Source organism: Bradyrhizobium sp. CCBAU 51627 (assembly GCF_028128765.1).
Classification (GTDB): domain Bacteria; phylum Pseudomonadota; class Alphaproteobacteria; order Rhizobiales; family Xanthobacteraceae; genus Bradyrhizobium.
The window spans coordinates 1284888-1305834 of the sequence record NZ_LBJG01000024.1 but is presented as its reverse complement, the minus strand read 5'-3'; the positions used below and the strand labels follow the sequence as shown (position 1 = coordinate 1305834).

19 protein-coding genes are annotated in these 20947 nt (G+C 64.3%); 6 read left to right on the top strand and 13 right to left on the bottom strand.

Annotated elements, in window-relative coordinates; translation table 11 throughout:
- Positions 1–69: 69 nt before the first annotated feature.
- The 3 genes from XH88_RS20960 (at position 70) to XH88_RS20950 (ending at position 4648) form a co-directional block, all read left to right on the top strand.
- Entirely contained in the window at positions 70–1290 is a 1221-nt protein-coding gene (locus XH88_RS20960) for a cytochrome P450 (protein WP_271670138.1), read from the top strand.
- Positions 1291–1505: 215 nt separating this feature from the next.
- Entirely contained in the window at positions 1506–2720 is a 1215-nt protein-coding gene (gene rocD / locus XH88_RS20955) for an ornithine--oxo-acid transaminase (RefSeq protein ID WP_271670137.1), read from the top strand.
- A gap of 467 nt (positions 2721–3187) precedes the next feature.
- Entirely contained in the window at positions 3188–4648 is a 1461-nt protein-coding gene (locus XH88_RS20950; protein ID WP_271670136.1) for a Spy/CpxP family protein refolding chaperone, read from the top strand.
- Between the two features lie 53 nt (positions 4649–4701).
- On the opposite strand, the gene XH88_RS20945 is transcribed toward XH88_RS20950, so the two are convergent.
- The 10 genes from XH88_RS20945 to XH88_RS20900 all read right to left on the bottom strand — a co-directional run bounded on the left by XH88_RS20945 (position 4702) and on the right by XH88_RS20900 (position 14733).
- On the bottom strand, positions 4702–4935 hold the full coding sequence (locus tag XH88_RS20945; RefSeq protein WP_271670135.1) for a hypothetical protein: 234 nt from the start codon (positions 4933–4935) through the stop codon (positions 4702–4704).
- Positions 4936–5083: 148 nt separating this feature from the next.
- Positions 5084–5947, bottom strand: a complete 864-nt coding sequence (locus tag XH88_RS20940; RefSeq protein WP_271670134.1) for a sugar phosphate isomerase/epimerase family protein — start codon at positions 5945–5947, stop codon at positions 5084–5086.
- Complete coding sequence (locus XH88_RS20935; protein WP_271670133.1) at positions 5947–7152, bottom strand: dihydrodipicolinate synthase family protein; 1206 nt, start codon at positions 7150–7152, stop codon at positions 5947–5949. The genes XH88_RS20940 and XH88_RS20935 overlap by 1 nt, the downstream gene beginning before the upstream one ends.
- Before the next feature lie 141 nt (positions 7153–7293).
- Complete coding sequence (locus XH88_RS20930; RefSeq protein WP_271670132.1) at positions 7294–8445, bottom strand: Gfo/Idh/MocA family protein; 1152 nt, start codon at positions 8443–8445, stop codon at positions 7294–7296.
- Entirely contained in the window at positions 8442–9935 is a 1494-nt protein-coding gene (locus XH88_RS20925) for a hypothetical protein (protein ID WP_271670131.1), read from the bottom strand. The genes XH88_RS20930 and XH88_RS20925 overlap by 4 nt, the downstream gene beginning before the upstream one ends.
- A gap of 33 nt (positions 9936–9968) precedes the next feature.
- The gene (locus XH88_RS20920; RefSeq protein ID WP_271670130.1) at positions 9969–10817 is read right to left on the bottom strand and encodes an ABC transporter ATP-binding protein; all 849 of its coding nucleotides are present in this window, start codon (positions 10815–10817) and stop codon (positions 9969–9971) included.
- Positions 10814–11806 carry an ABC transporter substrate-binding protein gene (locus tag XH88_RS20915; RefSeq protein WP_271670129.1) on the bottom strand — a complete coding sequence of 331 codons (993 nt, stop codon included), beginning with the start codon at positions 11804–11806 and terminating at the stop codon, positions 10814–10816. The genes XH88_RS20920 and XH88_RS20915 overlap by 4 nt, the downstream gene beginning before the upstream one ends.
- Positions 11807–11917: 111 nt before the next feature.
- A complete protein-coding gene (locus tag XH88_RS20910) occupies positions 11918–12727 on the bottom strand; it encodes an ABC transporter permease (protein ID WP_271670128.1) in 810 nt (269 codons plus the stop codon).
- A 291-nt stretch (positions 12728–13018) separates the two neighbouring features.
- Positions 13019–13678: a TetR/AcrR family transcriptional regulator gene (locus XH88_RS20905; RefSeq protein WP_271670405.1), complete on the bottom strand. Its 660-nt coding sequence runs from the start codon at positions 13676–13678 to the stop codon at positions 13019–13021.
- 206 nt (positions 13679–13884) lie between these two features.
- Positions 13885–14733: a VOC family protein gene (locus XH88_RS20900; protein ID WP_271670404.1), complete on the bottom strand. Its 849-nt coding sequence runs from the start codon at positions 14731–14733 to the stop codon at positions 13885–13887.
- Positions 14734–14952: 219 nt separating this feature from the next.
- On the opposite strand from XH88_RS20900, the gene XH88_RS20895 reads away from it, so the two are divergent.
- Together XH88_RS20895 and rbsK are read left to right on the top strand one after the other, a co-directional pair.
- Positions 14953–15846: a sugar kinase gene (locus XH88_RS20895; protein WP_271670127.1), complete on the top strand. Its 894-nt coding sequence runs from the start codon at positions 14953–14955 to the stop codon at positions 15844–15846.
- Positions 15847–15856: 10 nt separating this feature from the next.
- Positions 15857–16771 carry a ribokinase gene (rbsK, locus tag XH88_RS20890; protein ID WP_271670126.1) on the top strand — a complete coding sequence of 305 codons (915 nt, stop codon included), beginning with the start codon at positions 15857–15859 and terminating at the stop codon, positions 16769–16771.
- Here the strand turns inward: rbsK and XH88_RS20885 are convergent, their stop codons facing one another.
- Positions 16772–17992, bottom strand: coding sequence for an NAD(P)/FAD-dependent oxidoreductase (locus XH88_RS20885; protein WP_271670125.1), 1221 nt, complete (start codon positions 17990–17992; stop codon positions 16772–16774).
- 228 nt (positions 17993–18220) lie between these two features.
- On the opposite strand from XH88_RS20885, the gene XH88_RS20880 reads away from it, so the two are divergent.
- Positions 18221–19015: an enoyl-CoA hydratase/isomerase family protein gene (locus XH88_RS20880; protein WP_271670124.1), complete on the top strand. Its 795-nt coding sequence runs from the start codon at positions 18221–18223 to the stop codon at positions 19013–19015.
- A gap of 4 nt (positions 19016–19019) precedes the next feature.
- Here XH88_RS20880 and XH88_RS20875 read toward each other — a convergent pair whose 3' ends face one another.
- Both XH88_RS20875 and XH88_RS20870 read right to left on the bottom strand, forming a co-directional pair.
- Positions 19020–20360: a TRAP transporter large permease gene (locus tag XH88_RS20875; protein WP_271670123.1), complete on the bottom strand. Its 1341-nt coding sequence runs from the start codon at positions 20358–20360 to the stop codon at positions 19020–19022.
- Positions 20357–20935, bottom strand: coding sequence for a TRAP transporter small permease (locus tag XH88_RS20870; RefSeq protein ID WP_271670122.1), 579 nt, complete (start codon positions 20933–20935; stop codon positions 20357–20359). The genes XH88_RS20875 and XH88_RS20870 overlap by 4 nt, the downstream gene beginning before the upstream one ends.
- Positions 20936–20947: the final 12 nt, after the last annotated feature.

Below are 20947 nucleotides of genomic sequence, written 5' to 3'. Positions count from 1 at the left end.
TAGACGCGTGCACGCATGAACCAGAACAAGAAAAACGGCATAACGGCTTTAACCGGCGAGTATAACGGGATGAACGCAGATGCGAAGGAGCTGGCGGCGAGCTTCGACCTCGAGAAGCTGACGCCGGAGTTCTACGACAACCCCTATCCGACCTATCGTGCATTGCGGGAGAACGAGCCGGTCAAGCGGCTGCCGAACGGCACCGTGTTCCTGACGCGCTATGACGATCTCGTCACCACCTACAAGAACACGAAGTCCTTCAGCTCCGACAAGAAGCGCGAGTTCGCACCGAAATATGGCGACACGCCGCTCTACGAGCACCACACGACGAGCCTCGTCTTCAACGACCCGCCTTCGCATACAAGAGTGCGCCGCCTGATCATGGGCGCGCTGTCGCCGCGGGCGATTGCCAGCATGGAAGGCGACCTCATCAAGCTCGTCGACGGCCTGCTCGATGCCATCGCCGCGAAGGGCCATTGCGAACTGATCGAGGATTTGGCCGCCTCGATCCCGATCGAGGTGATCGGCAATTTGCTCGACGTCCCGCATGAGGAGCGTGCGCCGCTGCGCGACTGGTCGCTGGCGATCCTTGGCGCACTCGAGCCGGTCGTATCACCCGAGGCGGCCGCACGCGGCAACAAGGCGGTGACGGACTTCCTTGTCTATCTCCAGACGCTGGTCGCGCGGCGGCGCGAGAAGCCGGGCAATCCTGATCGTGACGTGCTGACGCGCCTGATCCAGGGCGAGGAGAATGGCGAGCGGTTGACCGAGAAGGAGCTGCTGCACAACTGCATCTTCCTGCTCAATGCCGGCCACGAGACCACGACCAATCTGATCGGCAACGGCCTCGTTGCGCTGGACCGCAATCCGGATCAGAAGCAGCGGCTGATCGACAATCCCGACCTGATCAGGACCGCCGTCGAGGAGGTGCTGCGCTACGAAAGCTCGAACCAGCTCGGCAACCGCATGACCACCGAGCGGGTCGAGCTCGGCGGCGTCACGCTCGAGGCTGGCACGTCAGTGACGCTGTGCATTGGAGCTGCCAACCGGGACCCCGCGCAGTTTCCCGCCCCCGAAACATTCGATGTCGCGCGCACGCCGAACCGGCATCTCGCCTTTGCCACCGGTGCGCATCAATGCGCCGGCATGGCGCTGGCACGGCTCGAAGGCGCGATTGCGATCTCGCGCTTCCTGGCGCGTTTCCCGGACTATGCCGTCAGCGGCGCACCGGAGCGGGGCGGACGGGTCCGGTTCCGCGGCTTTTTGAGCGTGCCCTGCGCGATCGGATGAGGTCCCAAAACAAAAAAGTCGAAAACAACCCCATGCACAGTAGACCGCGGGTTGGCCAAGGATGACCTGTGGCTCGGCAGAACCATCTGACATTTCGAGCAAATCTGACCATGCCGCATCATCGGCATATGAAAGCTTCCGCACGTTGCGGCCGATACCCACATTAAGCTGAGCGCGGCCGGCAAACGCCGCAGCGCAGCAATGGAGTGGCGAAGATGGGCCCGTCGGTTATTGATTTCCTCGCAACCGAAAGGCGCCTTGGCACCTACAATTACGAGCCGATCGGGGTCGTCCTGTCGCGCGGCGAAGGCGTCTGGGTCTGGGATACCGAAGGCAACCGTTATCTCGATTGCCTCTCCGCCTATTCCGCGGTCAGCCAGGGCCACTGCCACCCCAAGATCCTGGCGGCGATGGTCGAGCAGGCACACAGGCTGACGCTCACCTCGCGCGCCTTCCACAACGACCAGCTCGCCCCCTTCTACGAAGAGATCGCGGCGCTCACCGGCTCGCACAAGGTGCTGCCGATGAACAGCGGCGCCGAGGCTGTCGAAAGCGCAATCAAGTCGGTCCGCAAATGGGGCTATGAGGTGAAGGGGGTGCCTGATGGCCAGGCCGAGATCATCGTCTGCGCCAATAATTTCCACGGACGCACGCTGGGCATCGTCGGCTTTTCAACCGACCCCGAGACCCGCAAGCACTTCGGGCCGTTCGCGCCGGGCTTCAAGGTCATCCCGTTCGGCGATGCCGCGGCGCTGGAGGAGGCAATCACTCGAAACACCGTCGCCTTTCTGGTCGAGCCGATCCAGGGCGAAGCCGGTGTCATCATTCCCCCTTCAGGCTATTTCACGAAAGGGAGGGAGCTCTGCACCGCCAACAACGTGATGCTGGTGCTCGACGAGATCCAGACCGGGCTCGGCCGCACCGGCAAGCTGCTGGCCGAGCAGCACGAGGGCATCGAGGCGGACGTGACGCTGCTCGGCAAGGCCTTGTCCGGCGGCTTCTATCCCGTCTCAGCCGTGCTCTCGAACAACGACGTGCTCGGCACATTGAGACCCGGGCAGCATGGCTCAACCTTCGGCGGCAACCCGCTGGCCTGCGCGGTGGCGCGCGCCGCCCTGCGCGTGCTGGTCGAGGAAGGCATGATCGAGAACGCGGCGAGGCAAGGCGCGCGCTTTCTGGACGGCCTGAAAGACATCCGCGCCAACACGATCCGCGAGGTGCGCGGGCGCGGCCTGATGCTGGCTGTCGAGCTGCATCCGGAAGCCGGCCGCGCCCGCCGCTACTGCGAGGCGCTCCAGGCCAAGGGCATCCTCGCCAAGGATACCCATGAGCACACGATCCGCATCGCCCCGCCGCTGGTGATCACCAGCGACCAGGTCGACTGGGCGCTCGAACGCTTCGCCACGACCCTGACGCAGGATTTCTCCTGAGGTTGTCTGCGTCGGAAAATCGCAATGCCGGGCGTGGCCAGCAACGAACGATTCCGCTAGCTGTGCGTTGAAACGTCGTGGGCGATTATGAGCTGGGAGCGACAATCATGCTTCCGCGTGGCGTTTGCCTTACGGCTGTCTTCGTTGGTATCTCGATGCTGGTGACGAGCGTCGGCGCGTTCGCCCAAGGACCAGGCCACGGAAGGGGCGGACCACCCGGCCCTGCCCCGGCACCACGGCCAGCAGCACCACCGGCCATGGCCCGCCCGGCAGCGCCACCAGTCATGGCACGCCCCGCCGCCCCGGCGTTCCACCCGCCCTCCATGCCGCAGCGGCCGGCGATGGCCCCACATTTCGCCGCACCGCAACCGCGCCCGGCCCCACACTTCGCTGCGCCCCCACCGCGAGCCGCCCCGCACTTCGCAGCGCCGCGGCCTGAATTCCATCGGGCGCAGCAACGTCCCGCCATGGTATCGCGGCCGCCGCATATCGCCGCCCCCTCGCGCCCGAACGCACCGGCAGCCGTGAGCCAACGGTTATCGCGACGGGATCAGATCGAACAGCGAGCACAACAGCATCAGCAGCAGATTCAACAGCGCCAGCAGGTGGTGCAGCAACGGCAGCGCGAGGTGCTGTCGCGCCAGACCGCGGAGCGCCAGAGCCGCATCGATCGCTTGCAGCAGCGCGTGCAGCAGCTCCAGTCGCAGAAGCCGGAAGGCGCGCGGGCGTTGCGCGAGCAGCAACGGACGCTGCAGACGCAGAACCGCCTGCTCGAGCGTGAGCAGCGTGCGCAGCAAAGCGACATCGCGCGCCAACAGCGGCTTGGATTACAGGCTCCGGCCGGGCGCACGCCAGCGACTGCGGCCGCCGTGCAGGCCGCCCAGCGCGGGCGGTTTACCGAGCCCTTCCGTCAGCAGGTGACTGCGCAAACCCAAGCGGCGCTCACCACCCGCGAGAGCGGCTGGGCTCCCCGGCAGGCCTGGCGACACCGCCATCCCGCGGTGTTCGTGGCATGGCTCGGGCCCGTGTTCTGGCCGTACGCCTATTCCGACATTTTCGACTACACGTTCTGGTCCTATGCTTACGAGCCCGACTACTGGGCGTACGCGTATGACGACTTCGTCGATACCGTGTTCTGGAGTGGCGACAGCCCCTATTCCGCCTATGCCAGCATCGAACCGTATGACTATCCGCAAACTGGCGGTGGTTCCCGCGCGCGCCAGCGCACCAGCGTGAGCCCGCAAACGCTACAGCAGGTGTGCGGCACGCCGGACAAGGGCGTCACCGCCTGGCCGCTTGCCGATATCGCGAGGGCGGTGCAGCCGACGCCGGAGCAACGCACACTGCTCGACGAATTGAAGGCGGCGGCCGCCAGGGCTGCCGACGTGTTCAAAAACTCCTGTTCGGAGACCTATGCGCTGACCCCGCCTGGCCGCTTGCGGGCCATGATGAACCGCATCAGCGCGACGCTGGAAGCGGTCAAGATCGTGCGACCGGCGCTGGAAAACTTCTACAACTCGCTCAGTGACGAGCAGCAGGCCCGCTTCAACGCGCTCGGCCCCAATGTCGGCGACCGCTCGCAGCAGCAGCAACAAGCCAATGCCGAGAACTGCAGCGCTCCGAAATCCGGCCTGACCCAGTTTCCGATCCAAAGGATCGAGGCTGTGCTCCACCCCGCCGGCAAGCAGAAGGACGCACTCGACCGCCTCAGTGACGCGACAGCCAAAGGCGTTGAGGGCCTGCAGGCGGCCTGCCCGAACGATATACCGCTGACACCGGTCGGCCGGCTCGAAGCGATGCAGCACCGGCTAGAGGCCATGCTGACCGCCGCCAACCTGGTCCAGCCCGCGCTGGACGAGTTCTATGCCACGCTGAGCAGCGAACAGAAGGCGCGCTTCAATACGCTGCAGCAGGTCGCCGGGCCGTGAGGGCGGCCTCGCGTTGCGATCTGCGCAGCGACCGGACGATGCCGGGTGACGCCTCACGTGGAAATCGGCTTCCCCCCGGCTTCATTCGTGCTCGTGGTCGCATGAGGCTGCTCGACCTCATTCGAGCCAGTGGCGTTGCATTGTTGAAAGTAAGAGGACAACTCGAGATCAGCCAGATGATCCCAGTATTCTGCTTCTGCGAGCAGCTTCCATTTGTTCATGCTGTTGTACGCGGCCTGTTGGCGGCACAGTGAGCTCATCGCACGCAAGCGTCGCACTTTCTCCACTGCGAACCTCCTCCGCGCCTGCTTGCCTGCAAGCGCATCTGTGTTGTCGGAGCTTCGCAGATCGAATTGACGAGTGATAGTCCGGTGTTTGACGGTAAATCGATGACAGCGCAATCGTCTGACTTTTCACCGACCGCACGCGTGTTAACTACACTACCGTCTTGTGCCGCCTGATACAGGTACGCAGTACCTCGTCCATCGGCGTTCCCCACCAGTCATTCGAGAAGATTTCGATCTCCGAATAGCCGGCAAAGCCCTGTGCTTCGACCGCCGCCCGCACGGATCTGATGTCGATGACGCCGTCACCCATCATGCCGCGGTCGTTGAGGATGTCTCTCGTCGGCACCAGCCAGTCGCAGACGTGGAACGCGAGCAGGCGATCTTGCCCAGCCCGCGCGATCTGGCCCATCAGCTCTGGATCCCACCAGATGTGATAGACGTCGAGCGCGACGCCGAGCATGCCGGTACGACTAGGGTCGAGCCTGTCGCAGATGTCGAGCGCCTGCTTCGTGGTATTCACGCAGGCACGGTCGGCGGCATAGGCCGGATGCAGCGGCTCGATGGCGAGCGGCAGCTTTGCCTGCTTGGCGTAGTCGAGCATCTCGGCGAGAGCTTCCTCGACCTGCCCGCGCGCGGCCACGATATCCTTGGACGCCTCGCTGCCCGGCCGCGAATATTGCGGCAGGCCGCCGACGACGAGCACGATGCAGGGCGCGCCCAGCGCCTTGGCTTCGTCGACGCAGCGGCGGTTGTCGTCACGCACCTCGCCCCGGCGTGAGGTATCCGAAGTGAACATCCCGCCACGGCAATAGCCCGACAGCTCGAAGCCGGCATCACGCACAGCGCGCACCGCGCGATCAAGGCCAACGGCCGCGACCTGGTCGCGCCAGGGATCGATGGCGCGAATGCCGTGCCTGGCACATGCGTCGATGATCTCGACGAGATCACCCTGCTTGCGGACCGTCGCCGTGTTCAGCGACAGCCACCGGTGGTCGGAGGAGAAATCGCGCATCAGGATTCGATACCGTGGGTGGCGAGCACGGCTTTCATCCGACGCGTCGCGAGTTCAGGGTTGGCGAGCAGGCCGGCCCTGTCGGCCAGACGAAACAGCTCGGCGAGATGCAACGTGGAGCGCGTACTCTCCTGGCCGCCGACCATGGTAAAGTGATCCTGGTGGCCGTTGAGATAGGCCATGAACACCACGCCGGTCTTGTAGAACCGCGTCGGTGCCTTGAAGATATGGCGCGACAGCGGCACCGTGGGACCCAGCACGTCGTGGAAGCCGGCTTCGTCGCCAGCCGCGAGCCGCGATAACGCATAGGACGCGGCCGGAGCGATCGCATCGAAGATACCGAGCAGCGCGTGCGAGAAGCCTTCGCTGTCGCCGGCAATCAGCTCCGCATAGTTGAAATCGTCGCCAGTATACATCTTGACACGCTTGTCGAGGCGGCGGCGCATGTCGATCTCGCGCTGCTTGTCGAGCAGCGAGACTTTCACCCCGTCGACCTTGGCGGCGTTGCCGTTGATGATCGCGACCGCAATGTCCATCGCCTTGTCGAGGTCTTGGGTGCCCCAATATCCCCCCAGCGCCGGATCGAACATGTCGCCGAGCCAGTGGATGATGACGGGCTCGCGGACCTGCGACAGCACGCGGTCATAGACTCTTGCGTAATCGTCAGCATTTCTGCCGAGCCTGGCCAGCGCGCGCGAGGCCATCAGGATGATGCGGCCGCCAACCTTCTCGACCGCCGAGATCTGCTCCTCATAGGCGCGGATCACGTCATCGAGGCTCCTGGCATCCTCCACGGCAAGATGATCGGTGCCGGCGCCCGAGAACACCAGCGCATTGCGGCGCTTGGCGGCCCCGACCGAACGTGTGATCAGCTCCAGCGAAGTCGGCCAATCCAGCCCCATGCCGCGCTGCGCGGTATCCATGGCCTCGGCAACCCCGAGGCCGAGGTCCCAGACATGCTCGCGGAAGGCAATGGTCTTGTCCCAGTCGACGGCGACCGACAGCCAGGGATCATTGTCCGCGAAGGGATCGGCGACCGTGTGCACGGCCGAGAAGGCGATGCGGTTCAGCGGTCCTTCGAGCTTGGCAGGAAACGTGCGCGAGGCGGCGAGCCGGTAGGTTTCGATCGAGCGATCGGTCTTCGGCAGCTTGAGCGACAGGGACGACATTGAAGCACCAGACTTGGGCAGGACGGGCTTGTTCATGATTTCGGACCTCTCCCCGTCATTGCGAGCGAAGCGAAGCAATCCAGAATCTCACCGCGGATGCAGTCTGGATTGCTTCGCTTCGCTCGCAATGACGGCTTGGTAGGCATCGGGGCTATATCCAACAGACTTCAGACAACCTCACGCCTTGATCGGCGCGACGTCGATCCAGCGCCGCTCCTTCCAGCTCTTCAGCGCGCATTCGGCGAGCTGCACGCCCTTGGCGCCTTCGAGCAGGGTGAACTTGTAGGGCGCATCCTCATAGACGTGGCGGATAAACATCTCCCATTGCTCCTTAAAGCCGTTGTCGTAGGTGACGTTATCAGGCAGCTTCTGCCAGTCGCCGTAAAAGTCATGCAGCCGCTTCTCGTCGGGATTCCACACCGGCCTCGGGGTCGCCTGCCGCGCCTGGATCATGCAGTCGGTAAGGCCTGCAACCGCCGAGCCGTGCGTTCCGTCGACCTGGAAGGTGACGAGGTCGTCGCGATAGACCCGCGTGACCCAGGACATGTTGATGTGCGCGATGATGCCGCCTTCGAGCTGGAAGGTCGCGTAGGCGGAATCGTCCGCGGTCGCCTTGTACGCCTTGCCCTGCTCGTCGTAGCGCTCGAGGATATCGGTGTTGCCGATGCAGACTACGCTCTGGACGTTGCCGAACAGGTTGTCGAGCACGTAGCGCCAGTGGCAGACCATGTCCAAAATGATGCCGCCGCCATCTTCGCTGCGGTAATTCCAGGACGGACGCTGCGCCTCCTGCCAGCCGCCTTCGAACACCCAATAGCCGAACTCGCCACGCACCGAGAGGATGCGACCGAAGAAGCCGCTATCGCGCAGGAAGGCGATCTTCTTCAGGCCGGGCAGGAACAGCTTGTCCTGTACCGTGCCGTGCTTGACACCCTTGGCATTGGCGAGCCTGACCACCTCGACCGCTTCCTCGAAATTCGTCGCGATCGGCTTCTCGCAATAAACGTGCTTGCCGGCATTGATGGCCTGGGTCAGCAGACCGGGCCGCGCCTGCGTGGTCGCGGCGTCGAAGAACATGGTGTCGTTCTTGTCGGCGAGCGCGGCGTCGAGGTCGGTGGTCCAGCGCGTGATGTTGTAGCGCTTGGCCAGTGCCTCGACCTTCTCGGCGCTGCGGCCGACCAGGATCGGATCCGGCATGACGCGATCGCCGTTTTTCAGGCGGACACCGCCCTGGTCGCGGATCGCGACGATCGAACGGATCAGATGCTGGTTGAGCCCCATGCGGCCGGTGACGCCGTTCATGATGAGGCCGAGGCGTTGTGTGGTCATGCCAGATACTCCTGAAGTGATGTTGGCTGTTCGAGCCGTGGGAGCGCCGACCAGTCCGGATGGACCGAGGTCGCAAAGCCCGCAGCATGGAGCGATCCCGTCAGGAGATCGCCGTTGTGAATGGAAAGCCGGACGCCCTGCCCGGCACCAGCGTAGAGATCGGGATGCGCGGCCGCGAAGGCCGCAGCTTCAGCGGCCGGCGTCTCGCCGAAGCCGTCGACATAGTGATGACCGTTGCGCTCGGCATGAGCGACGCCAATGAAGGCACCGAGCGCAAGGTCCTGTTGGACGGCAAGGCCAGCCTGGCAGGTCAGGTCCTCGCCGGTGATGAAGAACGTCTCTCCGCTCGCGCTCCATTTCGCTGCACGCGTGGCGTTGACGAGGGACTTGTAAAGGCCCTTGCAGGATTTCGAGGAAATGCCGCGATAGCCCAGCGCCCGCGCTGCAAGAAACGCGTCATAGGAATCGTCGGCCTCGTCGATGATGAAGCTGCGTGCCGCCAGCGGGCCAAGCGGCGACTGCCGCGAGACGTCGCGCGGCATCGGCTGCTCGACATAGAGCAGGCGCGTGGTGATGGGGCGCAGCGCGGCGTCGCGGTCGAGCCGGTCCATCAGGGCCTGCAGCGCGGCCAAGTCGGCATATTGCTCGTTGGCATCGAGCGTCACCTTGGTGTCGCGCCCCAGCGCGTCGAGTTCGTTGCCGATGCGCGCCAGCCGTACTGCATCGGCTGAGGGATCCCCCGACAGCTTCAACTTGAAATACCGTGCACCGGCGTTCTCGCGTGCGTCGGCAACACCACCCTCGCCTGCGACGGGATCGTCAAGGCCGATCGTGTGCCTGATGGCAACGCGCAGCCGCGGCTTGCGGCCGGCGAGAAACACGGCGAGATCGGCGTCCTTCAGGTCACGCGAAAGCCGCGCATCAATGCCGGAAATGTTGCCGGCCATGCCGTCGAAGACATTGGTCTCAACCGCGCGCAAGAGCGCATCGAGGACCGCCTTGTCGATCTCGGCGGGGCCGTAAGCTGCGGCCAGCGCTGGAATGTTCTCTTTCGCACAAGCCGCGACCTGTGCGCCGATGCAGGAGGCATGCAGATCGAACGCCGTCTGGAAACCGGTTTGCGCGAGGTAAAGATCGCGCGCGATCTCGAGCGAGCGACGCAAGCCATCCACCGTCTGCGCCGGCGACAGCTCCGGCCGCTTGTCGAACCATTTTGGCACCAGCAGCTCGGCACTGGCGCCCACCGCAGTTCCCCTGCCGGCGACCTCGATCTCGACCCGCACGAACAGCTGCGGCGTCGCGTTGATGGTCACCGCGCCAAAGCGGAACGGCCGCGCGAAATGCACCGGACGTTCGAAGAAGGCAATATCTCGCAGCTTCAGGCGCACGGATACGGTCCCAAGAAGGTCGTCATGCCCGGGCTTGTCCCGGGCATCCACGTGCTTTGTCCCGAGGGGCGGCACGTGGATGGCCGGGACAAGCCCGGCCATGACGTCCAGGAAATTAGAGCCGGTCCCATCGCCCTAATCCAACGTCCCTTGCGAGAAGAAATGCTTGCGGATGCGTTGCACCAGCTCGGTGAAGACAGGATCGGCCATCACGTCGAGCGAGCGCGGGCGCGGCAGCGGCACGTCGTAGATCGCGGCAATCGCACCGGGGCGCTCGGTCATGACCAGCACGCGGTCGGCGAGGAACACGGCTTCCGGAATCGAATGCGTGATCAGGAGCACCGTCTTCTTCGTCTCGCGCTGAATCCGCATCAGCTCGACATTCATGCGCTCGCGCGTCAGTGCATCGAGCGCACCGAACGGCTCGTCCATCAGCATGATCCTGGGATCGTGCACCAGCGCACGGCAGATCGAGGCGCGCTGCTGCATACCGCCGGAGAGCTGCCAGGGCAGCTTCTTCTCGAAGCCTTCGAGGCCGACGAGCTTGAGCAGCGACTTGGCGCGGGCGAGATATTCCTGCCGCGGCAGCCGCTTCATGTCGATCGGCAGCATCACGTTGGAGAGGATGTTGCGCCAGGGCAGCAGCAGCGCGTTTTGAAAGACGATGCCGACATTGCCGTGCGGCGTCGTGACCTTCTCGCCTTCGACCAGCACCTCGCCTGATGTCGGCGGCAGCAGGCCCGAGATCAGCTTGAGCAGCGTGGACTTGCCGCAGCCGGACGGGCCGACCACGACGAAGAACTCGCCGTCGTTGATGTGGAAATCGAGCGGCCGCAGCGACGGCACATCGCCGTCGCGCGTCCGGTAAGTCTTCGACACGCCTGACAGTCTGATGCCCGACGTATCGCCGGCAGCCCGGTCGCTCACCAATCTCAGATGCGCGGCCGGTTGCACGGTTTCACTCACTGCTTTCGCTGGTTTCACGTGCCACTCTTCGGCAGATAATCGTTGGTGTAGAAGGCCTTGGGGTTCTCCTTGGCCTTGGCATCGAGCCCGCCATATTCGACCATCAGATTGACGGTATCAGTCATGTTCTGATCGGTGACCTGGAACGGCCGCTTGTTCTTGGTCTCCGCGGTCCGGTACAGCGGAATGGTCAGCTCGAAGCCCTGCGTCAGGGTGTCGATCTTGCCGCCCTTGGGGTTGGCGTCGAGGATGGACTGCGCGGCCGCCTTCGGATCCCTCTCGGCGGCTTCGACCGCTTTCGTCGTTGCCGACATGAAGCGACGAACGAGATCGGCATTGGCCTTCACATAGTCGGTGTTGGCGATGATGCCTGATGAGACCATGTTGATGCCGTAGTCGGCGAACTTGATGGGATAGACGTCCTTGCCGGTGGCGTCCTTGATCTTCATCGACTGGTCCATGACGTAGCCGAGCAGCAGATCGGCCTGGCCGTTGATGACCGCATTGAGCTTGGTCTGGCCATCGCCGGCAACGGTCTTGAAATCGCTCTCCTTCAAGCCGGTCTTCTTCAGGAACAACGGCCAGATCTGGGTCATGGAATCCGCCGGCGTGATCGCCACCGTCTTGCCTTTGATATCCTCGGGCTTCCTGATGTTCTTATCGGCAAACCCCATCGCGGACATCGGTGAGGTCTGCAGCAGCACACCGGTCGCGATGACAGGCGCACCCTTGATCGCGGCGCGCATCATGGTGGGAACGTCGACATAGCCGAAATCGGCGGTCTTGGCGGCGACCGCCTGCGTGGTCGCAGCCGAGCCGCGGCCTTCCTGGATCTCGAGGTCGATGCCTTCGGCGGCATAGATGCCCTTGGCCTTGCCGTAATAGAACGGCGCGTGTTCGCCATAGACGTACCAGTTCAGCATCAGCACGACCTTGTCGGCTGCCTGCGCCGGCACGGCTGCAAACGCCAGCAGCGCCACCGCTGCAGCCCCAATCCACCGCTTCATCGTCACTCTCCCTTGCCGCTATGTTTCGGCCATTGATGGCCGTTTGCTTGAACTCATTGTTTGAGCATGACTGCTTCGGAAAACCGCGACACACTTTTCCGGATCATGCTCTTAAGAGGCGAAAATCACGTCCTCGCGCTGGCTGACATGCCAGGGGATGACCAACTTCTCGATCCGGTCGACGATCCAGAACAGGATGACGCCGAGCAGCGCGAGGAGCACGAGCGCTGCGAACATGGTCGGCAAATCGAAGGTGCCGATCGAGCGTTGCATCACATAGCCGATGCCGGAATTGGACCCGACAAATTCGCCGACGACGGCGCCGACCACAGCGAGCGTCACCGAGACCTTCAGGCCGGAGAAGATCGCCGGCAGCGCATGCGGCAGATTCACCGCGCAAAACACCTGAAAGCGGCTGCCCTGCATGGCGCGGGCGAGATCGACCATATCAGGGTCGACCGACTTGAAGCCCTGCACGGCGGAGACCACGACGGGAAAGAAGCCGAGCAAAAACGCCGAGATCACCTTCGGCAGGATGCCGAAGCCGAACCAGACCACGAACAGCGGCGCGATCGCGATCTTGGGCACGGACTGGGAGAAAACCAGCAACGGATAGACGTAGCTCTCCACCGTCTTCGAGCCCGCAATCAGCATGGCCACGGGAATGCCGAACAGCGCGGAAAGCAGGAAACCCCAGACGGTCGCATAGGTGGTCGGCCAGCATTGGCGCAGCAGCTCCGGCCAATCGGAGCGGAGCACGGCAACGACATCCGCCGGCGCCGGGATCTGATAGGCGGGGATCTTGAACAGCCGGATCGACAGATCCCAGGCCACCACGATGAAGACAAGGAACAAGAGCGGCCGAACCCAGGCCGCGTTCAGCATCTTGGACACCGCATTTTGCGGCTTCGGCTCGGCCAATTTTCACTCCCGGCAGTCTTCTTCGTTGTCCGGAGAAATTAACCTGTTGGATAAATACTGTCCAGAGGATTCCCTGTGACGTTTCGCGGCGGGTTCCGGCCGTCGAAAGGAGCATGGAGACACACGGTGTGGCAGCATCGTCGCGCCCAAATCCCAGGTGTCATTCTCCGCGAAAGCGGGGAATCCGGAACGCCGCGGAGTCCGTATCTCACCGGCGCCTCTGGAATACTGGATCGCCCGATCAAGTCGGGCGAAGACAGCGGAGATTGCTGAAGCAGTCGTCGGAAGCAGCTAAACCGTCTGTGCCACCGCCGCGCGCGACTTCGGCGCCTTCGTGGTCTCGAACAGCGCCACCGACTGCCCCGTCAGCGCGGCCAGCACCAGGCCGACCATGTGGGCGAGCCGCTCGTCCTTGGCCTTCTGGTCCAAGAGGTCGCGACCAAAGATCACGCCGAGCGTCGCCGAGTTCGAAAGATAGAAGAAGCTGAGCGCCGCGATCGAGATGTAGAGCTGCACCGGATCGACGGCGACCTGGAAATCGCCGCTCTCGACGCCGCGCCGGACCACGGCGCGGATCATCTCGACGAAGGGCGAGTGCATCGACTTGACCTTGGTCGATCGCTTCAAATGCTTGGCGCGCGCGAGGTTCTCGGTCTGGAGCAGCGACAGGAACTCGGGATTGCGCAGGAAGTAATTCCAGGTGAATTCGATCAGCCGCCTGATCGCCTCGGGCGGATCGAGATGCTCGAGATCGAGCCCCCGCTCCTCGCTGCGGATCTTGTCGTAGGCGCCTTCGAGGACCGCGAGATAGAGCTCGTCCTTGTTGCCGACGTGGTAGTACAGCATGCGCTTGTTGGCGCCGGCCTTGGCCGCGATGCGGTCGACGCGCGCACCGGCGAGCCCGTGAGCGGAAAACTCCTGCTTGGCAGCTTCGAGAATGCGCAGCCGCATCCCTTCAGGATCGCGCTGCCATTTCAGGGTTCGCTTTGCGGTTGCCTTGGCCAAACCGGGTGCTCGCTGGGTGGTGTGGATACGTCCTCTACCACGCGCGCGCCGACATTGCGAGGAGCGAAGCGACGAAGCAATCCAGACTGTCACCGCGGCGCCAGACTGGATTGCTTCGCTGCGCTGGCAACGACGGGTGGAGAGAGCGTCGGCTACTCCGCCGGCTTCGGCGAACGCTCGAGCAGCACGGTCTGGATCCCGCAAGTGCCGCTGCGCACCGTCATGATGCGTGTGCCGGGCTTGCGGCCGTTGCGGACGTCGCTGACATCGAGGCCGGCGGCGATCAGGCGGGCGCGCGTGGCGTCGATGTCGGCGACGCGCCAGCTCAGGCCCCAGAGACGGTCATGCCTGATATCGCCGCCCGCGACGGGACGGCGCACCACCTCGACGATGAGATCGCCGCAGCGGAAGAACATCAGCTGGCCCCAGTCATGATGGGAGCGGTCGAGCGCAAGATCGAGCCCGAGTCGCGCGCCGTAGAGGGCGGCGGCGCGATCGGAATCCTCTGAGGTGATCACGACATGATCGAGTCCGTCGATCGGCGCGAAGTCAGTTGCGACCGACTTCGGCCGCTCCTCGGCAAGCTCGAGGAAGAACATGCGCACGGCCCGCGTCAGTTCGGTCGCGGCCCGCGTGCGCTTCCAATGCAGCACCGCACCGCTCAAATCATCGCTGCTCTCGACCTCGGTGACGGGGTCGGGCTTCAGCGCCACCCGGTCCAGCCGCCGGTGCATCTTGCCGATGTCTGCGACGCGAAAGCACAGGCTGGCCAGCATGCCCTCCTGGTCCTCGAGCAGCGCGCGCATCCGGTCCGCCGTCGCGGTAAAGCCGCTCGGCGCCATCAATTCGATCGTCATGTTGTCCAGGGTGAACAGCACGCGATCGGCGCCCTCGCCGGAATTCTGCCAGGCCGGTGCGCGGGCGAGGAGCGTCTGATAGGCTGCCTTGGCCGCGGCGATGTCCCTGACCAGAACGACGACGTGATCGAGGCCGGTGATCATCTGTTCCCCTACTTGATCGACTTCCTGATCGACCTGGAACCCGCGGCCGAAAAGCGGCATTTGTCCGGGCTTGGCATGAGCCTGACATGGTCGTATTCCGGCCATAGGTCGACCTCAAGCGCTCCGGGCCGGTTTTGCGAATAATTTCAGCGTCTCCGGCACGGAACCGGTGCTAGAGTAAACCCGCCGGCCGGACCACAAGCGCATCACGGACAAGCAATGCAGGCTCTCTTCATCGGACAGACCTATATCGACGTCGTCTTCATCACCGACCACATGCCGACCGGCGACGAAAAGCACGTGGCCTCCGACTACGCCGTCTCGTTCGGCGGCAATGCGGTGACGGCGGCGTTCTGCTGCGCCAAGCTCGGCATCGTGCCCGACCTGATCGCCACGGCCGCCAATGACTGGCTGGGGCGCATGTTCCAGGACATGTGCGCGAAATATGCGATCTCGCTGCATGGGCGGAAGGTGAACCAGTCCTCGCTGTCCTTCATCATGCCCAAGGACGGCAAGCGCGCCATCGTCCGCTGCCGCGACGACCAGCACATCCACCCGTTCCCGATGCTCAATCTCGGCGGCTGCCGCGCGCTTCATGTCGACGGCCACCAGCCGGATGCGGCGATCCACTACGCAAAGGTCTGCCGCGAGGCCGGCATCCTGACCTCGCTCGACGGCGGCGGCCTGCGCACCAACACGCACGAGCTGCTGGAATTCATCGACGTCGCCATCGTCGCCGAACGCCTGTGCGAGCAGATGGACCTGACGCCGGAGAAGATGCTCGATTATCTCAAGAGCCGCGGCTGCAAGATCGGCGGCGTCACCATGGGTGAGAAGGGCCTGCTCTGGTACGACGAGACCGGGACGGTGCAGGTGATGCCGGCGATGCCGATCCCGCGCGAGCGCGTGATCGACACCAACGGCGCCGGCGACGTCTTCCACGGCGCCTATGTCTATTCCTATCTGGCCCATCCCGGCAAAAGCTGGCGCGAGCATTTCGACTTCGCCCGCGCGGCCTCGACCTTCAAGATCCAGCGCCTCGGCAACGAGGCCGGCCTGCCGACCCTTGTCGACATCGCCAAAGTCAGGCACGAGTTCGAAGTTCGCGTTTAGGAAATCTGTCATGGGGCGCGTCTTCGTCGCCGGCAGCATCAACATGGATGTGGTGGCGACCGCCGATCGCCACCCCAGGGTCGGCGAGACCGTCGCGGGCCGGCAGGTGCTGTATTTCCCGGGCGGCAAGGGCGCGAACCAGGCCGTGGCTGCGTCCAGACTCGGCGCGAAGACCACGCTGATTGGGCGGCTGGGCAAGGATGCTTTTGGGGCTGAGCTGAGGGCATTCCTCGGTGCCCAGGGCATCGATCTCGGCTCCGTGCGCGAGGCCGACACGCACACCGGCACCGCGATCATCACGGTTGCCGCTTCCGACAACACCATCGTCGTGATTCCCGGCAGCAATGGGCTGGTCAGCGCGGATGACGTCGCTGAGGTGCCGCTGGCAAAGGGCGATGTCGCCGTCAGCCAGTTCGAGATCCCGCTGCCGACCATTGCCGCATTCTTCCAGCGCGCCCGGAGCGCAGGCAGCACGACGCTGCTCAATCCGGCGCCCGCGCAAAAGATGTCGAGCGAGCTGCTCGCGCTGGTCGACATCCTCGTGCTGAACGAAACCGAGCTTGGGTTCCTTGCCGGCAGCGAACTTTCCGACAGCGACGAGGCCGCCAAAATCATCGCGGTGGCGCGACAGCTTCAGGCGCGCGAGGACCAGACCATCTGCATCACGCTGGGCAAACGCGGCGTGCTCGCCCTCGCCGGCAGCGAGGAATTTGCCGTGCCAGGCCGCGTCGTGAAGGCGGTTGATACCACCGGCGCCGGCGACTGCTTCGTCGGCGCGCTGGCCTCGCAACTCGCCGACGGCGTGCCTCTGCGCGCAGCCCTCGCGTTCGCCAATGCCGCCGCCTCGATCAGCGTGCAGCGGATGGGCGCCGGGCCGTCGATGCCGACGGCCGCGGAGGTGGCGGCTGTGCTCAGCGCCGGCTGATCAGGCCAGCGCGCTCTTCAGGTCGAAACTTTCGTGCGCCGCCTGCTCCGGCGTGATCGAGCGATCCATCGCCTGCAAGCGGCGGCCGAACATATGATCGCCGGCGCGGTTGATCGATTCGATTCCGAGCAGCTTGTCGCCGTGATAGCAGAACGCGGAGAAGGCCTTCTTGGCGGGATCGCCGCGCAGCACGACGCGGTCATAGCCGGTGGTGAGGCCGGCGATCTGGAGCTTGTCGTCGCCCTGGTCGCTCCAGAACCAGGGACGGCCGTCATACGGCTTCCCGTCCCCGGTCAGCCGCGCCGCGAGGCAGCGGGCGTGGTCGGTGGCGTTCTGCACCGATTCCAGCCGCAGCGAGCCGCCGAAGCGCGGGCTTGCAAACAGCGCGCAATCGCCGATCGCCGAAATATTCGGATCGGCCGTCGAAAGATATTCGTCGACGATGATACCGGCCGCGACCGGCAGCCCGGCCTCGGCCGCAAGCTCGATGTTCGGCAGCACACCGACGCCGACCACAACGAGGTCGGCGGGCAGATGCCGTCCGTCGCTGAGACTGACGCCGGTGACCTTGCCGTTCTCGGCCTCGATCGAGGTCGCCTGCACGCCGAGGTGAATGCGGATGCCGGCCTCGCGATGCCGCGCCTGGAAATAGTCCGAGACCTCGGCCGTGACCGCGCGCGCCATGACGCGCGGCGCAAGTTCGAGCACGTCGACCTCAAGCCCCTTGATGCGCGCGGTGGAGGCGAATTCGAGGCCGATGAAGCCGGCGCCGATGATCACGGCGCGCGTCTTCGACGGCATGATCTGGCGCAGCGCCTCGCTCTCGTCGAGGATGCGCAGATATTTCACGTCGGGCAGATTGGCGTTGGGCAGATCAAGCAGGCGGTTGCGCGCGCCGGTGGCCAGCACGAGGTGGCCGTAGGCCAGCGTCTCCCCCGAGGCGAGCAGCACTTTGCGCGCCGCGCGATCGATCGAGACCGCGCGGCCTGCGATCAGCTCGATCTTCTGGTCCTGGTAGAATTTTTCGGGGCGGAACATCAGGCTCTCCGGCCCGGCCGAACCCTTGATATAGGCCTTGGACAGCGGCGGCCGCTGATACGGCAGATGCGCCTCGTCATTGATCAGGCAGATCCGCTCGGCAAAGCCCGCCTGGCGCAGGGAGGCCGCGACCTGGTAGCCGCCGTGGCCGGCCCCGACAACGATCACCGGACCTTCCGTCATTGGACAGCCCATTTCTTCAAGACACGAGCGTGACCCATGTCGTCCCCTCTCTCGCTAAAGATGGCTTGGCTAGCCTAGGAGGAGCCGGCGCTCGTGTCCGTCCCTAAACGAAGGCGGCCCATATGAGCCGATCATTCCGCCCGACGCAAGGCCCGTAAGCGGGGATTGTCACCCCGCGCCTTCTGCGATTTAGTTGCAGTAGCGAACCTCTTGCCGGGGATTTCTCAGATGCCAGCTCCCGTCTCAAAGCCCGACGATCCCGCGCTGCTGCGGATCGATGGCGCGATCGCCACCATCACGCTCAACCGCCCCGCCGCGTTCAACTCGGTCAACCTTGCGATTGCGCAGAAGCTCGAGCAGCTCGCGGCGTTCATCGAGGGCAACGATGCCATCCGCGTCGTGGTGCTCGAGGGTGAAGGCCGCGCCTTCTCGGCGGGCGGCGATCTGCAGACCATTGGGGCTGCGGCCGAAGCCAACAATGTGACGCCTGTGGTCGGCGAGCTGCTCAGGCACTATCATGCCTTCATCGAGATCATCAGGCGTATGCCAAAGATCTCGCTGTCGAGCGTGCACGGCTCGGCCGCCGGCGCCGGCATGGGCCTTGCCTTCATCACCGATCTCTGCATCGCCGCTGAAGATGCGAAGTTCACGCCCGCTTACGCCAAGATCGGCGTATCCCCGGATGGCGGCTCCACGGTCGGGATCGTCGGCACGGTCGGCGCGCGCCGCGCGCTGCAGATTTTCCTCGCCGAGGACAATTTTACCGCGCAGCAGGCCTATGAGTGGGGCTTGGTCGCCAAAATCGTCCCCGCGACCGAGCTGAAGGCGGCGACGCGGCAGCTGGCCGAGCGCCTGGCGCAGAATCCGCCGGCGGCCATATCAGGCACCAAGGCACTGGTCCATCAAGCCGCGACCACGCCGGTAAAACAGCAGCTCGATGCCGAGGAGCACAAGATCATCATGGCGATGAACACGGACGAATTCCGCGTGGCCGTGAAGAAGTTCACCAGCAAGAGCAAGTAGCGCGCTACTGCGGACAGATGTAGCCCGTGCCCGCCGGCGACTTGAAGCAGCCGACCGACTCGGGGAGCACGTGCCGCGGCAGCCACAGCACGACGCTCGGGAAGTAGATCGCAAATGCGATGGTGGCGAAGAACACCACATAGATCGGCAGCGCGGCGCGCAACGCTTTCGCAAAGCTGATGCCGACGAATTTCGATGCCATCAACAGCACGAGGCCATAAGGCGGCGTGATCAGGCCGAAGGCGAGCGTTGCGATCAGCACCACGCCCATATGCACGCCGTTGATGTCGCCGGCCTCCGTCAGCGTGTTGACCAGCGGCATGAAGATGATGATGGTCGGGACCGGCTCGATGAAGTCGCCGACCACGGTGAACAGAAGCACCATCAGCAGCATGATCAGATGCGGATCGTGGCCTGCAATCGAGGTGATCATCTCGGCGATGTAGCTGGCGCCACGCAAGTAAGCGAGCATCCAGCCGAACGCGTTGGCGGCGCCGATGGTGATCAGCGGCAGCGAGAAGATCAGCCCCGCGAGACAGAAATCGTACGGGATCTTTCGGAAGTGCCCGCGATTGAGCGCGGGGATCACCACCAGGATGATCCAGACCACGGCGACGACGCCGGCCTCAGTCGGCGTGAACCAGCCGGTCAGGATGCCTCCTAACAAGATCACCGGAATCATCAGCGGCAGGGCCGCATCGCCGGCCGCGAACACCACCTGCCGCAGCGGCGCGCGCGGCTTGCGCAGGCCCGAGGGGCCGAAGAAATAGCAGTAGATCATCAGACCGAAGCCGATCATCAGGCCAGGCACCACGCCCGCCATGAACAGGCCGGCGATCGAGACGTTGCCGACCGCGCCATAGACGACCGCGGTGATGCTCGGTGGCACCAGCGCCGCAATGGTCGAAGCTGACGCGATGATCGCGGCGATGAAGGCGGGCTCGTAGCCCTCGCGCTTCATCGGGCCGCCCAGCGCACGACTCATCACGGCGACGTCCGCGGTGGTCGAGCCCGACATCTCCGAGAAGAACATGCTGAAGACGACGACGACCTGCGACAGCCCGCCCCTGATATGTCCGACCAGCGACACCGACAGATTGGCTATTCGCACCACGACGTTCGCCGAACTCATGAGCTCGCCGACCAAGAGAAAGAACGGAATGGCGAGCAACGCCTCGGAATCGACGCCGTCGAAGATCTTCTGGATGATCGCGGCGAGCGAGACGTCGGACAGGATCGCGCCGATGAAGACGCCGGCCATCAGCGAGAACGGCACGGGCACGCCGAGATAGCCGAACGACAGGAAGCAGATCGACATCAAGGCCAGGACGACAGGTGCGCTCACGGCTGCACCCCCGCCTGCGCTTCGGTGACGACGGGCGCGGCATCCTCGTCCGGTGGCTCGGGATGATCAAAACCGTTGCGCAGGCCGTTGACGAGCTGCTCGACCGTGAACAGGCCGACCAGGATGCCTGACAGCGGGATGATGACATAGAGCGATGCGATCGGCGTGCCCGACGGCAGGCGAAAACTGCCGAAGCCGCGAAGATAGTTCTGGTAACCGTACCAGATCAGGCAGAAGGCGACGCCGAGCACGATCAGGCGGATGATCACTTCGACGATCATCCGCGGCGTGCCATGCATCGCCTCGGAGATCGCGGTGAGATAGAGGTGATCGTTGCGGCGCGTCGCTGCCGCCGTCCCGATGAAGATCGCGTAGATGAACAACGTCGAGGTGACCTCCTGGAGCCACAGCCAGGGATGGCCGATGGTGCGGGTGACGACGTCGGCAGTGACCGACAGCGAGAAGCCGAAGCACAGCACGCCGCAAAGGATCATCAGCGCGAGCTCGAGCCAGTCGAGCCAACGCCATTTGAGATGGCGCCGGCGTTGCACTACGAGCTTGTCGGCGATGGCCATTGTTGTCCCCGG

Coding starts and splice junctions, on each gene's coding strand:
- XH88_RS20960 (WP_271670138.1), top strand. CDS start 70: ATGAACGCAGATGCGAAGGAGCTGGCGGCGAGCTTCGACCTCGAGAAG.
- rocD (WP_271670137.1), top strand. CDS start 1,506: ATGGGCCCGTCGGTTATTGATTTCCTCGCAACCGAAAGGCGCCTTGGC.
- XH88_RS20950 (WP_271670136.1), top strand. CDS start 3,188: ATGGTATCGCGGCCGCCGCATATCGCCGCCCCCTCGCGCCCGAACGCA.
- XH88_RS20940 (WP_271670134.1), bottom strand. CDS start 5,947: ATGCGCGATTTCTCCTCCGACCACCGGTGGCTGTCGCTGAACACGGCG.
- XH88_RS20935 (WP_271670133.1), bottom strand. CDS start 7,152: ATGAACAAGCCCGTCCTGCCCAAGTCTGGTGCTTCAATGTCGTCCCTG.
- XH88_RS20930 (WP_271670132.1), bottom strand. CDS start 8,445: ATGACCACACAACGCCTCGGCCTCATCATGAACGGCGTCACCGGCCGC.
- XH88_RS20925 (WP_271670131.1), bottom strand. CDS start 9,935: ATGGCCGGGCTTGTCCCGGCCATCCACGTGCCGCCCCTCGGGACAAAG.
- XH88_RS20915 (WP_271670129.1), bottom strand. CDS start 11,806: ATGAAGCGGTGGATTGGGGCTGCAGCGGTGGCGCTGCTGGCGTTTGCA.
- XH88_RS20905 (WP_271670405.1), bottom strand. CDS start 13,678: ATGCGGCTGCGCATTCTCGAAGCTGCCAAGCAGGAGTTTTCCGCTCAC.
- XH88_RS20900 (WP_271670404.1), bottom strand. CDS start 14,733: ATGATCACCGGCCTCGATCACGTCGTCGTTCTGGTCAGGGACATCGCC.
- XH88_RS20895 (WP_271670127.1), top strand. CDS start 14,953: ATGCAGGCTCTCTTCATCGGACAGACCTATATCGACGTCGTCTTCATC.
- rbsK (WP_271670126.1), top strand. CDS start 15,857: ATGGGGCGCGTCTTCGTCGCCGGCAGCATCAACATGGATGTGGTGGCG.
- XH88_RS20885 (WP_271670125.1), bottom strand. CDS start 17,992: ATGACGGAAGGTCCGGTGATCGTTGTCGGGGCCGGCCACGGCGGCTAC.
- XH88_RS20880 (WP_271670124.1), top strand. CDS start 18,221: ATGCCAGCTCCCGTCTCAAAGCCCGACGATCCCGCGCTGCTGCGGATC.
- XH88_RS20870 (WP_271670122.1), bottom strand. CDS start 20,935: ATGGCCATCGCCGACAAGCTCGTAGTGCAACGCCGGCGCCATCTCAAA.